At 71.7% G+C, this 14903-nt stretch carries 16 protein-coding genes, 1 tRNA gene and 1 riboswitch; of the genes, 7 read left to right on the forward strand and 10 right to left on the reverse strand.

What is annotated here, in order from left to right:
- Positions 1-2: 2 nt before the first annotated feature.
- The 3 genes from KBX39_RS07105 to KBX39_RS07115 form a co-directional block, all read right to left on the reverse strand.
- Positions 3-1055 (reverse strand): MerR family transcriptional regulator, encoded by a 1053-nt coding sequence (locus KBX39_RS07105; RefSeq protein WP_210869678.1) that lies wholly within the window; start codon positions 1053-1055, stop codon positions 3-5.
- A 76-nt stretch (positions 1056-1131) separates the two neighbouring features.
- Positions 1132-1698, reverse strand: a complete 567-nt coding sequence (locus tag KBX39_RS07110) for an NUDIX hydrolase (protein ID WP_210869680.1) — start codon at positions 1696-1698, stop codon at positions 1132-1134.
- Positions 1699-1730: 32 nt separating this feature from the next.
- Positions 1731-2624 (reverse strand): LysR family transcriptional regulator, encoded by an 894-nt coding sequence (locus tag KBX39_RS07115; RefSeq protein ID WP_210869682.1) that lies wholly within the window; start codon positions 2622-2624, stop codon positions 1731-1733.
- 87 nt (positions 2625-2711) lie between these two features.
- Here KBX39_RS07115 and KBX39_RS07120 point away from each other — a divergent pair, with 87 nt between their 5' ends.
- The gene (locus KBX39_RS07120) at positions 2712-3107 is read left to right on the forward strand and encodes a VOC family protein (RefSeq protein WP_210869684.1); all 396 of its coding nucleotides are present in this window, start codon (positions 2712-2714) and stop codon (positions 3105-3107) included.
- 9 nt (positions 3108-3116) lie between these two features.
- Positions 3117-3623 carry a GNAT family N-acetyltransferase gene (locus tag KBX39_RS07125; protein WP_210869686.1) on the forward strand — a complete coding sequence of 169 codons (507 nt, stop codon included), beginning with the start codon at positions 3117-3119 and terminating at the stop codon, positions 3621-3623.
- On the opposite strand, the gene KBX39_RS07130 is transcribed toward KBX39_RS07125, so the two are convergent.
- The gene (locus KBX39_RS07130; protein ID WP_210869688.1) at positions 3602-4213 is read right to left on the reverse strand and encodes a dihydrofolate reductase family protein; all 612 of its coding nucleotides are present in this window, start codon (positions 4211-4213) and stop codon (positions 3602-3604) included. The two genes, KBX39_RS07125 and KBX39_RS07130, sit on opposite strands and share 22 nt — an antisense overlap.
- A 111-nt stretch (positions 4214-4324) precedes the next feature.
- Between KBX39_RS07130 and KBX39_RS07135 the strand changes: the two genes are divergently transcribed.
- Complete coding sequence (locus KBX39_RS07135) at positions 4325-4699, forward strand: hypothetical protein (protein WP_247659946.1); 375 nt, start codon at positions 4325-4327, stop codon at positions 4697-4699.
- A 120-nt stretch (positions 4700-4819) separates the two neighbouring features.
- Positions 4820-5176 carry a hypothetical protein gene (locus KBX39_RS07140; protein ID WP_210869692.1) on the forward strand — a complete coding sequence of 119 codons (357 nt, stop codon included), beginning with the start codon at positions 4820-4822 and terminating at the stop codon, positions 5174-5176.
- Between the two features lie 55 nt (positions 5177-5231).
- On the opposite strand, the gene KBX39_RS07145 is transcribed toward KBX39_RS07140, so the two are convergent.
- Positions 5232-5305: transfer RNA gene (locus KBX39_RS07145), tRNA-Gly, on the reverse strand.
- Positions 5306-5519: 214 nt separating this feature from the next.
- On the opposite strand from KBX39_RS07145, the gene KBX39_RS07150 reads away from it, so the two are divergent.
- Positions 5520-6512, forward strand: a complete 993-nt coding sequence (locus tag KBX39_RS07150) for a zinc metalloprotease (protein ID WP_043327608.1) — start codon at positions 5520-5522, stop codon at positions 6510-6512.
- 72 nt (positions 6513-6584) lie between these two features.
- Here KBX39_RS07150 and KBX39_RS07155 read toward each other — a convergent pair whose 3' ends face one another.
- A complete protein-coding gene (locus tag KBX39_RS07155) occupies positions 6585-7130 on the reverse strand; it encodes a pyridoxamine 5'-phosphate oxidase family protein (RefSeq protein ID WP_043327609.1) in 546 nt (181 codons plus the stop codon).
- 78 nt (positions 7131-7208) lie between these two features.
- Here KBX39_RS07155 and dcd point away from each other — a divergent pair, with 78 nt between their 5' ends.
- Positions 7209-7787 carry a dCTP deaminase gene (gene dcd / locus KBX39_RS07160; RefSeq protein ID WP_043327610.1) on the forward strand — a complete coding sequence of 193 codons (579 nt, stop codon included), beginning with the start codon at positions 7209-7211 and terminating at the stop codon, positions 7785-7787.
- A 64-nt stretch (positions 7788-7851) separates the two neighbouring features.
- Here the strand turns inward: dcd and KBX39_RS07165 are convergent, their stop codons facing one another.
- Positions 7852-8883, reverse strand: a complete 1032-nt coding sequence (locus KBX39_RS07165) for an NlpC/P60 family protein (protein ID WP_210869694.1) — start codon at positions 8881-8883, stop codon at positions 7852-7854.
- 13 nt (positions 8884-8896) lie between these two features.
- A riboswitch (cyclic di-AMP (ydaO/yuaA leader) is annotated at positions 8897-9034 on the reverse strand.
- Positions 9035-9272: 238 nt separating this feature from the next.
- Between KBX39_RS07165 and KBX39_RS07170 the strand changes: the two genes are divergently transcribed.
- Positions 9273-11306 (forward strand): N-acetylmuramoyl-L-alanine amidase, encoded by a 2034-nt coding sequence (locus KBX39_RS07170; protein ID WP_210869696.1) that lies wholly within the window; start codon positions 9273-9275, stop codon positions 11304-11306.
- A 65-nt stretch (positions 11307-11371) separates the two neighbouring features.
- Here the strand turns inward: KBX39_RS07170 and KBX39_RS07175 are convergent, their stop codons facing one another.
- From KBX39_RS07175 to KBX39_RS07185, 3 genes are all read right to left on the reverse strand, one after another.
- Positions 11372-12391 (reverse strand): C40 family peptidase, encoded by a 1020-nt coding sequence (locus KBX39_RS07175; RefSeq protein ID WP_209963887.1) that lies wholly within the window; start codon positions 12389-12391, stop codon positions 11372-11374.
- Between the two features lie 164 nt (positions 12392-12555).
- The gene (locus tag KBX39_RS07180) at positions 12556-13560 is read right to left on the reverse strand and encodes a hemolysin family protein (protein WP_064447992.1); all 1005 of its coding nucleotides are present in this window, start codon (positions 13558-13560) and stop codon (positions 12556-12558) included.
- Positions 13553-14860 carry a hemolysin family protein gene (locus KBX39_RS07185; RefSeq protein ID WP_113972298.1) on the reverse strand — a complete coding sequence of 436 codons (1308 nt, stop codon included), beginning with the start codon at positions 14858-14860 and terminating at the stop codon, positions 13553-13555. Before KBX39_RS07185 ends, KBX39_RS07180 begins: the two co-directional genes overlap by 8 nt.
- Positions 14861-14903: the final 43 nt, after the last annotated feature.

The raw sequence follows: 14903 nt of genomic DNA on the forward strand, positions 1-14903 counted from the left end.
GATCACGCCGCCAGATCGGCGACCACGCAGGCGATGTTGTCCGGCGCGCCGGCCGCGTACGCCAGCTCCACCAGGCGCTCGACGGCGCTCTCCGGATCGTCCGCCTCCGTCAGCGCGGCGTGCAGCGCGCCCGGCTCCACCACGGCGGAGAGGCCGTCGGAGCAGAGCAGGTAGCGGTCGCCGGGCAGCGCGGTCCGCAGCGCCAGGTCCGCCTCGACCTCCGCGCCCGCGCCGAGCGCCCGGGCCAGCAGCGCCCGCTGCGGATGCGATCCCGCCTCGGCCGGGGTGAGCCGGCCCTGGTCGACGAGCGTCTGCACGTACGTGTGGTCCTGGGTGAGCCGGGACAGCTCACCGCCGCGCAGCAGGTACGCCCGGCTGTCCCCGACGTGCACCAGCGCCAGCCGGGTGCCACGTCGCACGAGCGCGGTGAGCGTGGTGGCAGGCTGATCGGTGTCGGTGGCGTGCCCGCGTACCGCCCGGTCGGCCCGGCTCACCGCGTCGGCAAGCGCGGCGAGCAGGTCGGCCTGCGACTCGTCCGTCTGCTCCAGCGGCCGCAGCGCGTCCACCGCCTCCGCACTGGCGGTGGACCCGGCCGGGCCGCGTACGCCGTCGGCGACAGCGAGCAGCGCCGCGCTCGCGTACGCGGTGTCCTCGTTGGAGTCGCGGACCGTTCCCGTTTCGCAGCGCGTCGCGTACCGGAAGATCGTCTCGGACATGGTGGTGCCCCTCTCGCTGAGCCTGTCGACGAGGAGCGCGACGGCCCGGCCGCGCGCCGCGGTGTCCGCGCTGACCCGCCGCCACCAGGCGTCGAGCGCCTCCGCGGCGGCCGCGGGCGGCAGGCCGCAGACGGCACGGATCTCGGCCAGCGGCATCCCCGCCCGGCGCAGCCCGGCGATCAGCCGCGCCCGGTCCGCCTGCTCCGGCGCGTAGTAGCGGTAGCCCGAGTGCGGGTCCACCGCAGCCGGGGGCAGAAGCCCGCAGTCGTCGTAGATGCGCAACGCCTTGGCGCTCAGGCCGGTCGCGCGGGCGAACGCCCCGATGGTCAGCAGTCGCACCGTGCCTCCCTCGCGCTCCTCGTGCCGGTCACCGCGACCGGCACCGACCACGCTGGGCCTTGCCGCAGGGGACGGGTCAAGGCGTCGTTGCCGCCAGTTTGGCGAGCATCCGGCCCAGATGCGGCTCGATCGTGCCGGTCGGCGCCTCGTTCACCTCGGCCGGCGTCCACCAGCGGATGCCCGCGAACTCCACCGGGTCGGGCGTGAACCGCTGGTCACGGCCCGCGGACAGCACGTACCAGAGGCTCACGTCGGTGTGCCGGTGCTCGGGCGGGCCGACCGTCTCGGTGACGGTGAGGAACGCCGGGCGCCTACCGAACGGCGGCGCGAAGACCGCTGACACGCCCAGTTCCTCCCGCAGCTCGCGGCGCACCGTGTCGGCCGGGTGCTCTCCCGGCTCGACGTGCCCGCCGCTGGGCAACCACATCGCGGCGAGGCGGTGGTCGACGAGCAGCACCGCGCCGTCGGCCGGGTCGCGGAGCAGGAAGTACGCGACCAGGTGTGGCGACGGCGTACGCGGCTTGGCCCGGCGGAAGATGTCCTCCGTGCCGGTCAGCCAGGTCAAGGCCGCCTCCCGGTGCCGCGCCTCCAGCTCGTCCCCAGGTGGCAGTTCCTCGACCAGTGCCCGGATCTCGTCCCGCATCCCGCCGATGCTGCCACCCGGGTACGACGGGGTCAGTCCGGCGGCAGCGGGTTGGCGTCGGCTGCTGCGCGCACGAACTCGCGTACCCGGGATGTGGTGTTCCCGGCCGGCCACACCGGACCGCGACAGATCGGCGGCGCGTCATGGATCGGCACGTAGGCCACGTCCGGGCGGGCGTAGAACTGCCGGGCCTGCTCACCCACCGGCAGCACCCCGCGCCCCAGCGCGACGAGCGCCAGCATCTCGGAGAAGCTGCCACCCACCGGGCCCTTCGGCACCGGACGGCCGGACGGGGTGCGGTCCGGCGTGCGGTCCTGCTTGAACGCGGTCGACGTCACCGCCGGGTACTGCACCACCGGATGGTCGCCCAGCACCTCCAGCGACACCGACTCCTCGGCCGCCAGCGGATGGCCCGCGGCCACCGCGAGCACCCGGCGCTCGCGCAGCAGCACCGGGCCGTTCGCCATGCCGTCGAAGGGGTACGAGGCGATCAGGACGTCGATCGTGCCGTCCAGCAGGCTCGACCGGGTGCTGGCCAGCCGCGCCTCGTGCACGTGCACCTCGCAGTCCGGATGACGCTCGGTGAACAGCGCGACCGCCCGCAGCAGCACCGGCGCTGTCGACTCGCCGACGTACGCCACCCGCAGCTCGCCGGTGAGCCCGCGCCCGGCGTCCACGGCCCGCTGCACCGCCGCCTCGATGCCGGCCACCAGCGGGCGCATCTCCTCGGCCAGGCGGGCACCGATCGGGGTGAGCCGGACGACCCGGCTGGTGCGCTCGAACAGCGGCGCACCGATGCGGCGTTCCAGCTTGCGCACCACGTGACTGACCCGGCCGGTGCTCACCCGCAGCCGCTCGGCGGTCCGCCCGAAGTGCAGCTCCTCGGCCAGGGTCAGGAACGTCTCGATCTCGTACCGCTCCAGCACACGGCACCTCCGTCGTTGCCCGTGAGTCAACGATCGTAGTGCGATCGGGGGTTGGTCCCGCCGCCGCGCCGGGCCAGAGTTGACGGCATGCGGAACGATCTCGTGACGGTGACCGGGTTCGACCATCTCGTGCTCTCGGTGAGCGACGTCGAGCGTTCCCTCGACTTCTACTGCGGCACGCTCGGGCTGGCCCCGGTGCGGGTCGACAGGTGGCGGGCCGGCGAGGTGCCCTTCCCCTCCGTACGCATCGACGCCGGCACCATCATCGACCTGGTCGCGGGCGACCCGACCGGGTCCAACGTGGACCACTTCTGCCTCGTCGTGGAGCCGGTCGACTGGCAGCGGGTGGTCGACTCCGGGGTGTTCACGGTGCTGACCGGCCCGGTCCCGCGCTTCGGGGCGCGCGGCACCGCCACCTCGATCTACGTCAGCGACCCGGACGGCAACACAATCGAACTGCGTTCCTACCCGGCCGACGCCTAACCTGGCCCGATGCCGGAGCTGGAACGACTCGCCGCCCGCCACGCGCCCGCCGTGCTGCGGTTCGAGCGGGAGAACCGGGCCTACTTCGCCCGGTACGTCCCCGACCGGGGCGACGACTTCTTCACCGGCTACGCCGCCCGGCACGCGGCCCTGCTGGCCGAGCAGGACCGCGGCACCTGCCACTTCCACGTGCTGGTCGGCGACTACGGCGCCGTGCTCGGGCGCTTCAACCTGGTCGACGTCGCAGGCGGCAGCGCCGAGCTGGGCTACCGCGTGGCCGAGCGCGCCGCCGGGCGCGGGCTCGCCGGCGAAGGCGTACGGCGCGTCTGCGAACTGGCCCGCAGCGAGTACGGGCTGCACCGGCTCGTCGCCTCGGCGGCGCTGGCGAACCCGGCCTCACTGGCGGTGCTCACGCGTGCCGGCTTCGTACCGGACGGTCCGGTGGAACTCGACGGGGAGCCCGGCCTGCGGCACACGCTCGACCTCGACGTGCCCTACGCGGCCGCGTCGCCGTAGGCGGGCGCGCCGGCCGGCTCGTACGTCAACTGGAGCGTGCCGTGGGCGTGGGTGACCGACTCGGTGAGCCGCAGCGCGGTCGGCACCGTGCCGTCGCCGAACAGCCGCTTGCCGGTGCCGAGCAGCACCGGGTACACCCACAGGTTGAGCCGGTCCACGAGACCGGCGCGCAGCAGCGACTGCGCCAGGTCGAGGCTGCCGATCACGTGCACCTCGTCGTGGCGGGCCTTGATCTCGGTGACGCGCTCGGCGAGGTCACCGGACACCAGCGACGAGTTCGCCCAGGCCAGCGGCTCGGTGAGGGTACGGCTGGCCACGTACTTGGGCACGCCGTTGAGCAGGCCGGTGAAGGGGATCTCCTCCGGCGCCTTCGGCCAGTAGCCGGCGAAGATGTCGTACGTCTTGCGGCCCAGCAGCAGCGCGTCCATGCTGCTCGCCTGCTGGAACATCACCGTGCCGGACTTCTCGTCCAGCAGCGGCATCTGCCAGCCGCCGTGGCTGAAGCCGCCGTCACGGTCCTCGTCGGGCTCGCCGGGCGCCTGCGCCACGCCGTCGAGGGTCAGGAACTCGGTCACGATCAACGTACCCATGGGTCTGCTCCTCCGGTTTCCGCTGCCTTCCCCCTGTCAGACCCGGCTGCGGCCCGCGACTCATCGCTCCGCCCGCCCGATCGATGGAATGCTTCAGGGGTGCCGTCTCCCGTGCCCCGGACCGTCAAGGCGGTCGACACCGCCACGCTCATCCAACTCGACACCCAGGCGATCGAGTACGGGTTCAGCCGCAATCACGGTCGGGGCTGGCTGGCCGAGCACGCCGCCCCGCTCGCCCCGCACTACCTGCGCCCGTTCCTGGTGCACCGGGCGGGCCGGCGGCCGGAGTTCGATCCGCACTGGCGGTGCATGCTGCTGCTGACAGTGCGCGACGGCCAGGAGATCTTCTCGTTGCTCGACGTCTGGCCCGCTTCGTTCGACCGGCTGCCCGAGACGCTGGACTGGGCCGCGAAGCAGGCGATAGTCGACCGCCTCAACCACGGGGAGCTGTCCACCCAGGCGCAGTGGGCGAGCCTGAACCCCTGATTTGTCGGCGGCGCGGCGCCGGTCCCTCTGTCATGCTTGCCCACATGGCTTCACGTCGAAGGGACCGTGCCGCGTAGGCGGCCTGTGGCGTTACGCGCCGCTGAACCCAGCCGCCGACAGGTGCACGGATCCCGTAAGCACCTTCAGCGGGTTTCCGGCAAGGTCGTCGCTGACATCGTCCGGCTCGAGCGCCAGGACAATCGGCTGCGGCCGGGTGACATCGGCTACGCCCTCCAACGTTGGATCGGCATAGCCCGAGGTCCAGCGCGTCAACTGCTCGATGACTTCGGCGGGTGCCCCTGCGGCTGCACCCTCGACTATCGGGAAGTGCTGGACATCGCTCTGCGGTCGCTACCCGGGCGAGCGGCGCGGGAGCTGCGCCGCGTCATCGAGGAGGCTGATGATCGATTCCTCGGTCGAACCCTGGCGAATCCGTGGGCCGACCCGCGCGCGCCCTGGTGGGAACAGCGGTTGTGAACGTCCGACAACGAAGCCCCAGCCAGGAAAGCTGTCCTGAGCTGGGGCCTCACGTTGGAGCGGGTGACGGGAATCGAACCCGCACTGTCAGCTTGGGAAGCTGATGTTCTGCCATTGAACTACACCCGCAGGCGGCACCACTCTACCTGAAGCCCCCCACCCCCGTGCACTCAGGTGCGCGCGCCACCTCGGCGAGGTGGCGGCATCGGCGGGCGGTTGACCCAGCCACCTCCCCGAACTCGTATGGGCATTCTCAAATGCATCGATGGGATGTAACGTCTGCCCCACGTTTCCGCACCGGCGTGACACACCCCCTGGCACGCCGTCAGAAAGAGGTGGGCCCATGGGACTCCGTCCCAACCTGCTGACCCGGCGTACCGCCGGTGTCGCGACGTCGACCCTCGCGCTGCTGCTCAGCACCGCCGCCGTCGGCGTCGTTCCCGCTGCTTCGGCCTTCTCGGCCGCCCCGGCCGGCGTCTGCGCCGAGCCTGCTGACGCCCACGCCGACGAGCACGCGAACGCTCGCGTCGCGAAGGGCGGCAACGCCAAGCTCGACCCCAACCACCTGACCGCCAAGCAGGTCCAGGACCGGGAGGCCGACCTCGCCGCCGCGCAGCGCGAGCGGGCCAACTTCCGGACCGGCGCGGTCACCCCGCTGGCCACCGTGACGATCCCGGTCGTCGTGCACGTCATCCAGGAGAACAGCACCCGGGCCGGCGGCAACATCACCGACTCGATGATCAACCAGCAGATCACCGTGCTGAACCAGTCGTACGCGGGCTCGACCGGCGGCGCCGCCACCGCCTTCGGGTTCCAGCTCACGAAGATCAACCGGGTGACCAACCCGTCGTGGTACCCGATCGTGCAGGGCTCCTCCGCCGAGCGCTCGATGAAGACCTCGCTGCGCGAGGGCGGCAAGAACACGCTGAACATCTACCTCGGCGAGCTGAGCGACAGCCTGCTGGGCTGGGCGACGTTCCCGAAGCGGACGCTGGACAAGATGGACGGCGTGGTCGTGCTCAACGAGTCGCTGCCCGGCGGCACCGCCACCAACTACAACCAGGGTGACACCGGCACCCACGAGGTCGGCCACTGGCTGAACCTCTACCACACCTTCCAGGGCGGCTGCTCCGGCTCGGGCGACAGCGTCTCCGACACCCCGGCCGAGGCGTCCCCGGCGTACCAGTGCCCGACCGGCCGCGACACCTGCTCGACCGCCGGCAAGGACCCGATCACCAACTTCATGGACTACACGTACGACTCCTGCATGTACCAGTTCACCGCCGGCCAGGCGAGCCGCATGCTCACCGCGTGGAACGCCTACCGCGCGGCCTGACCGCCTCGTACCGCGTACCGGTGCCGGCCCTGTCCTCGGACGGGGCCGGCACCGCTCGTTTCGGGGTCGGGGTCAGGCGGCCGGGCGGCGGGTGTCGAAGCCGTGCCGGCCGCGCCGGCCCTCCGCGCCCACCGGCTCACGCCGGGCCGGTTCGGCCCCGAGCGGGTCGAGCCACACCCGCACCTGCGGCGGAGCGGCGCCGGGCTGGGCGACAGGGTCGCGCCGGGTCAGCATCGCCGCCTCGACCGTGAACTCGAACAGCCGCCAGTCACCATGTGGCGACGCGCGGGCGATCCGGGCCAGCCGCGTCACGGTGGCCGGGTCGGTCACCGGCCGCGCGCGCCCCGCGATGTACGCCTCGTCGTCGCTCTCCTCGGGCGGGAACGAGTGCAGCGCGTAGCGGCCGTCGCGTTCGAGGTCACGGCGCTTCGGCGAGTCGATGACGAAGCACCATAGGCCGTCGTCGGTGAACACCGGGGAGACCGGGTGCACGCGGGGGCCGCCGTCGGCGCGGACCGTGGCGAGGTAGCCGAAGCCCGGCCCGTACTGCTGCATCAGGAGGCGGATCTCGCCGGCGAGGCGGGGCTCGTCGGCGGCGAATTCGGACCAGGAAGCCATGCGGACATCCTATCGAACACGTGTACGAAGAAGTAGTGCGACACGCAGGTCACCCATACCGGTCGCTATGGTGTTCCGATGCTGCTCTCCGACCGCGACCTGATCTCCGAGATCAAGGCCGGCACGCTCGCGCTGGAGCCCTTCGAGCCCACGCTGGTGCAGCCGTCGAGCATCGACGTACGCCTGGACCGGCTGTTCCGGGTCTTCAACAACCACCTCTACACACACATCGACCCGTCGGTCCAGCAGGACGACCTCACCTCGATGGTGGAGGTGCCCGAGGGCCAGCCGTTCGTGCTGCACCCGGGCGAGTTCGTGCTCGCCTCCACGCTTGAGGTGATCTCGCTGGGCGACCAGCTCGCGGGCCGGCTCGAGGGCAAGTCGAGCCTGGGGCGGCTGGGTCTGCTGACCCACTCGACAGCCGGTTTCATCGACCCCGGCTTCTCCGGTCACGTCACGCTGGAGCTGTCGAACGTGGCGAACCTGCCGATCACGCTCTGGCCCGGCATGAAGATCGGCCAGCTCTGCATCTTCCGGCTCTCCTCGCCGGCCGAGCACCCGTACGGCTCGGCCGTCTACGGCTCGCGTTACCAGGGGCAGCGCGGCCCGACGCCGAGCCGGTCCTGGCAGAGCTGGCGCACCTGGCCGACGCGCTGACGCCGCCCGCAGTTGTTAAGAAGGGCCCCCTCCTCTACCGGAGGCGTTAAGAGGGGGCCCTTCCTTACACGCGGCCGTAGCTGTTGATGTCGCCGTCGTCGACCCGCTTCATCGTGATGGGCTTGCCGGACTGGGAGGCGTGCACCACCCAGCCGTCGCCCACGTACATCGCCACGTGGTGCAGGTCGCTGTAGTAGAAGACGAGGTCGCCGGCGCGCAGCTCGGCCCGGCTGATGCGCTTCGTCACGCCGTGCTGCTGGCGTGCGCTGTGCGGCAGTGAGACGCCGCCCTTGGCCCAGGCCGCCATGGTGAGGCCCGAGCAGTCGAAGTGGTCCGGGCCGGCGGCGCCCCAGACGTAGATCTTGCCGATCTGGGCGCAGGCGAACTTCACCGCCGCTCCGGCCGGGCCGCCGGGATAGCCGGCCGGGCAGGGCGCCGGGCGCAGCAGGCCGCCGCCGCCCTTGCCGTACACCTTGAGCCGCAGCTTCTCCAGCTTGGCGATCTCGGCGTCGATCTGCTTCTTCTTCGCCGCGAGCTGGGCCTCGGTGCGCGCCAGGCCGGCGATCATCTCGTCCAGCGGCTTCTTCTTCGCCGCCAGCTCGTCGCGCAGCGCGGCGACCGAGCGCACCTGCTCGTGCTGGCGGTGCGCGAAGCGGTCGAGCAGCTCCAGGCCGTCGACCAGGTCACCGGGTGAGCGGCTGCCGAGCAGCGCGTTGACCGTGGAGAGGTTGTCGGCCTTGTAGGCGTCGGCGGCGAGGCCGCCGACCTGACCGAGCGCGGCGTCCACCCGCGCCTGGAGGGGTGCGATCTGGCGGCCGAGCGCGTCGGCCTGCCTGCGCCGCGCGGCGAGCTGCTCGCGTACGTCGTTGACCTGCTCGATGACCGGTTCGAGCTTGTTCCAGTCGCGGTCGATCTGGGCCTCGATCTCGGCGACCGAGGGTTCGGCGTGTGCCGCAGTGGCGCCGCCGGTCAGTACGACGGCGGTGCCGACCAGTGCGGCGAGGGCGGTGGTGAAGCGGGACCAGCGGGAACGCGGCGCGACGCTGGACCGGTCGACCGACCGGTTCGACGACGGCCGCGGGGCATGGAGTGCCACCGGGCGTCCGTACTCCTTCTTCCGTACCGCCTACCGGGTTAGCTGACGGATTCGGGCGGGAAGGGAGCCGCCCTACCGCAGCAGCGCTGCGGATTCACCCCAGGTACCTGGTTCCCCGGCTCGCCCGGAGGCGACTCGGCGGTGTCGGACCGTCACCGACCGGGTTGGACGGTGAGACGTGCGGCCGACGATTCACCAGAGTAGGGACCACCGTTATCGATCCGCAACTTCCAGCGCCGTGACACTCCGTACGCGATCCAGCGCCACACCGCGCACGGAGGTGAAATTTTCTTTCACGACTGATTACTTACTGGAAAGGTATTGACCATCGCGGGTGTGCGGAGTGAGGGTGGAAACGCAGTGACCCCCATCCCTGTCCAGGAGGTTCGATGCACCTCTCCGCCCCGCCGTCGGGCAGACGGATACTGCTCGCCGCCGCCGTGGCCACGGCCACCGCGCTGGCGACCACCGGCCCGGTTACCGCCGCGCCGGACACGTCCGCGCCCGCGAGCGACCGGCAACAACAATACGCCGCCGCCGCGGCCGAGTACGGCGTGCCCCAGAACGTGCTGCTCGGTGTCTCCTATCTGGAGTCCCGCTGGGACACCCACCCGGGTCAGCCCAGCACCAGCGGCGGCTACGGCCCGATGCACCTGACCGACGCCGCGCACATCCTCGCCACGCCGGGCAGCGCCCACGTCGACGAGGACGAGGACCCGCGCGGCGACGACTCCCGGCCGCTGAAGCTCGACCCGGCCACCGCCGCCGCGCCGACGCGGGAGACGCCGCTGCCGAGCGCCTCGCTCCAGACGCTCGACGCGGCCGCCGCGCTCACCGGGCTGGACGCGGGGACGCTGCGCACCGACCCGGCCGCGAACATCCGCGGCGGCGCGGCGCTGCTGTCGTCGTACCAGAAGGCTCTGGGCGGGCCGGTCGGCGCCGGCACCGACCCGGCGGCCTGGTACGCCGCGGTGGCCCGCTACTCCGGCGCGGACACCGCCGACGCGGCGGCGGCCTTCGCCGACGAGGTGTACGACCAGCTCGGCCAGGGCGCCACCCGGACCACCGACGACGGCCAGCGGGTCACGCTCGCCGCCACCGCCGCGAAGCCGGACCGCTCCCGGCTGGCCCGCCTCGGCCTGCGCACCGCGCAGCGGCCGGACGGACTGGAGTGCCCGGTCCGGCTGGCCTGCGAGTGGATTCCCGCGCCCTACGAGCAGCTCAGCGACGACCCGGGCGACTACGGCAACCACGACCTGGCTGACCGGCCGAAGCAGCAGAAGATCGAGTACATCGTCATCCACGACACCGAGGGCTACTTCGGCCCGAGCGTCGACCTGGTGAAGCGGGCCGACTACCTGGGCTGGCACTACACGCTGCGCTCGGTGGACGGCTACATCGCCCAGCACATCAAGACCAAGGACGTCGGCTGGCACGCCGGCAACTGGTACGTCAACGCCAAGTCCATCGGCCTGGAGCACGAGGGCTTCGCCGGCCAGGGCACCTGGTACACCGAGGCGATGTACCGCACCTCCGCCAAGCTGGTCCGCCACCTGGCGCTGAAGTTCGGCATCCCGATGGACCGGCAGCACATCATCGGCCACGACAACGTGCCCGGCATCACCGCCGCCAACGTGGGCGGCATGCACTGGGACCCGGGGCCCTACTGGGACTGGTCGCACTACTTCGACCTGATGAAGGCGCCGTTCCGCGGCACCGGCACGGCGAAGACCGGCCTGGTCACCATCGACCCGGACTTCGCCACCAACCGGCCCGCGTTCACCGGCTGCAACCAGCAGCCGCCCGGCGTCCCGACGCCCACCCCGCCGGCGCAGCCGTGCCCCTCGCGCGGCTCCTCGGCGGTGATCCTGCGGACCGCGCCGAGCCCGGACGCCCCGCTCGTCAACGACCTCGGGCTGCGCCCGGACGGCACGCCGGACACCATGTACATCTCCGACCACGGCGCCCGCGCCTCGGCCGGCCAGACGTACGCGCTCGCCGGCCGGCAGGGCGACTGGACCGCGATCTGGTACCTCGGCCAGAAGGCGTGGTTCCACAACCCGGCCTCCGCGCCCACCGCCAAGTGGGCCACCGGCTTCGTGGTGACCCCGCGGCCCGGCAAGGCCACCATCCCGGTGTACGGCCGCGCCTACCCGGAGCAGGCCGCCTACCCGGACACCATCCCGTACCAGGCCATCTCTCCGCTGCAGTACACGTTCGCCGCCGGCCAGCGGTACGCGGTCGGCGGGGTGCTGCCCGGCGAGTACTACCGGGCGGTCTCGTTCGACGGTTCCGCACCGGGTGACCGGACCGTGGTACGCGGGAAGAACCAGTACGTGCAGGTCCAGTTCGGCCACCGGATCATGTTCGTGAACCTGGACGACGTGCTGATCCTGCCGTCCCCGGTCGGCGCGCCGCGCTGACCTCTCCCCGAGAACGCGAAGGCCCCCGGTCCGTGCGGACCGGGGGCCTTTCGGTGTGACCGAGGTCAGGTGACTCGGACGAAGCCGGCGAGCGGCTGGGTGTTGATGCTCGACACCTGGACCGGTTTGCCTGTCCGGGGCGCGTGCACCATCACCCCGTTGCCGAGATAGAGCCCGACGTGATGCAGATCGGAGCCGAAGAACACCAGGTCACCCGGGCGCGCCTCGGAACGGGACACCTTGCGGCCCTCGTTCCACTGCGCGCCGGTGAAGTGGGTGAGCGAGATGCCCGCCGCCTTGTACGCGTACTGCGTGAGGCCGGAGCAGTCGAACGCGTTCGGGCCGGTGGCGCCCCACACGTACGGGTCGCCGACCTGGGCGCACGCCGTCGCGATCGCGGTACGCGCGGCGCTGCTCACCACGCCGTCGATCTTCGGGCAGCCCGCCGGGCGGATCGAGGTCACCGGCAGCATCGCGGTGAGTCGCTTGATCTCCGAGTCGATCTGCTTCTTCTTCGCCGCGAGGTCGTTCTGCTGCTTGGTCTCCAGCTCGATCAGCTCGTCGAGCTTCTCCTTCTGCCTGTTGTACTCGTCCCGCACCTTGAGCACACCGGCGATCTGACGGCGCTGGTCGTCGGCGATCCGGTCCAGCATGACCAACTGCTCGGCCAGCGTGCCCGGCTTGGTGCTCACCAGCAGCGCGCCCAGCTCCTGCGACGGGCCCTGGATGTAGTAGCGGGCCGCGATGTCGCCGACCTTGTTCATGGCGAGCGTGGAGGCCAGCTCCAGCGGCACCATCTTGTCCTTCAGCGCCTTGGACTTCTTCTGGTTGGCGCGAAGCTGCGAGCGGACCTTGTTGAACTGCTCGATGGTGGGTTCGAGCTGCTCCCACTGCTTGTCGATCTGCGCGTCGATCTCGTCCACCGACGGCGCCGCGTGCGCCGGAGCCGTCAGCATCCCGGCGCCGACCGCGGCGGCCGCGACCAGGGTGACCAGACGGCGTGCCATCCGGTGGAAGAACCCGGCACGTCGGCCGGATGGAGCGCTCGGGGCGTGACGTTGAGGGGGCGTGGTTGCCACCGGCACGGACTCCTTTGCAACCGACCGCCGGGCGCCTCGCGAGAGGGAAGATCGAGGCAGACGACCCACAGCGGTCGGTGCCCCACATTAGGGAAGGCGTCCGGTGGAATCAAGGCGACCGTTTGTTCAATCACGTATCCGCAATCGATTGCACACCAAGGGTATTCATTTCATCTTCCGACGATGGCTGTCAATACGTCGTCGAGCGTCACCACGCCCATCGGCCGCCGTCCGTCGCTGACCAGCACCATGTGGCGGCGTTCGCGGCGCATCGCGAGCAGCAGGTCGGCGAGCGTACGGTCCGGCGGCACCACCGCCAGCGGCCGGTAGACAGCGGCCGGCACGGGGGCCCGGCGACTCGCGCCGGCGTACCCGAGCACGTCCTTCACGTGCACGAAACCGAGCACCCGGCGGGTGGACCGCTGCACCACCGGGAAGCGGGACCGGCCGGTGCGGGTCGCCAGCACCTCCAGCGACGCCGGTGAGACGTCCTCGGCGACTGTGGTGACAGTGGACCACTGTTGCAGCGCGTCCGCCGCCGTACGGCTGTGCAGGGCCAGCGCGCCGGTGATCCGGGCGTGCTCCTCGGCGTCCAGCAACCCCTCGGTACGCGCCTGCGAGACCAGCCCGGCCAGTTCCTCGGCGGTGAACACGGTTTTCACCGCGTCTGTCGCCTCCACCCGCCACCACCGCAGCACCTGCCGGGACGCCCACTTCATCGCCAGCAGCAACGGCTTGGTGACCAGGCAGAACGCCAGCATGGCCGGGCCGAGCCAGAGCGCCGAGGGCTCCGGACCGGCCAGCGTGATGTTCTTCGGCACCATCTCGCCGACCACCGTGTGCAGGAACACCACCACCGCCAGCGCGATGACGAAGGTCACCGGGTGCACCGCCGAGGCGGGCATCCCCAGCGCGGCGAACGGCCCCTCCAGCAGGTGGGCCAGCGCCGGCTCGGCGATCGCGCCGAGGCCGAGCGAACAGACGGTGATGCCGAGCTGCGCTCCGGCGATCATCAGCGGGATCTGGTTCATCGCGGCCAGCGCCCACCGGGCCCGCTTCGACGTCGCCGCAAGCGGTTCGATCACCGTACGGCGGGAGGCGATCAGCGCGAACTCGCTGCCCACGAAGAACGCGTTGCCGAGCAGCAGCACCACCGCCACGAGTAGTTCAGGCACCGTCGTCGGGCTCCTCGGGGCGCACCACCCGCACCTGCTCGATCCGGTGCCGGTCGACCTCCACCACCGTGAACTCGTACCCGGCCTCGTCGACCGTCTCGCCGGGCACCGGGATGTGGCCCAGCCGCGCCATCAGGAAGCCGCCCAGCGTCTCGTACGGCCCGTCGGGCAGCCGGAACCCGGTCTGCTCGACCAGTTCGTCGGCGCGCAGCACGCCGTCGGCCAGGACGGTCCGCTCGCCGCCCGGCACGGTGAGCTCCACCGGCCCGGCGTCGTCGACCGCGTCCGGGTCGAACTCGTCGGCGATCTCCCCGACCAGTTCCTCGACCAGGTCCTCCACCGTCACCACGCCGTCGGTGCCGCCGTACTCGTCCACCACGATCGCCAGGTCCGCCCCGGCGGCCTTCAGCGCGGCCAGCACCCCGTTCAGGTTGAGGCTCTCCGGCACGTACACCGGTTCCCGGGCGACCGCGGCCACCGAGGTGACGGCCCGGCGGGCCAGCGGCACCCCCAGCGCGTCGGGCACCCCGGCGACGCCGGTGACCAGGTCGAGCGTCTCCTCGTAGACCGGGAACCGGGTCCGGCCGGTCTGCCGGGAGAGGTCCAGCAGATCGGCGACGGACGCGGTGGCGCGCAGCGCGGTGACGTCCACCCGGGGCGTCATCGCCTCGGCGGCCCGCTTGTCACCGAAGCGGATCGTGCGCCGCAGCAGCATCGCGGTGTCCGGCGGCAGCGCGCCGGCCCGCGCCGAGATGGCGGCGAGCAGGCCCAGCTCCTCCGGGGAGCGGGCGCTGGCCAGCTCCTCCTGCGGCTCCACGCCGAGGCGGCGCACCAGCCGGTTGGCTGATTCGTTCAGCAGCCGGATCAGCCAGCCGAACGTGCGGGAGAACGCGCGCATCGGCGCGGCGGTGGCGAGCGCCGCCGGCATCGGACGGGCCAGCGCCAGGTTCTTCGGCACCAGCTCGCCGAAGAGCATCGAGATGAGCGTGGCGAGGGCCAGCGCGAGCAGGCCGGAGAAGCGTTCCGCGCCGCCGAGCGGATGCAGCAGCGGGGCGAAGATCCGGGCCAGCGCGGGTTCGGCGAGGTAGCCGGTGAGCAACGCGGTGAGGGTGATGCCGAGTTGCGCGCCGGAGAGCTGGAAGGACAGTTCGCGCAGCGCGCGGCGTACCGTGGCGGCCCGGCCGTCGCCCTCGCCGGCCCGCCTGTCGATCTCCGCCCGGTCCACGGTGACGAGGGCGAACTCGGCCGCGACGAAGAAGGCGTTGCCGGCGGTCAGCAGCACGAAACCGACCAGGGGCAACAGCGTCAGAAGAAGAAGGCCGTCGATGGGCGTGATTGTGGCA

Source organism: Micromonospora sp. D75 (assembly GCF_018070405.1).
Taxonomy (GTDB): domain Bacteria; phylum Actinomycetota; class Actinomycetes; order Mycobacteriales; family Micromonosporaceae; genus Micromonospora; species Micromonospora chalcea.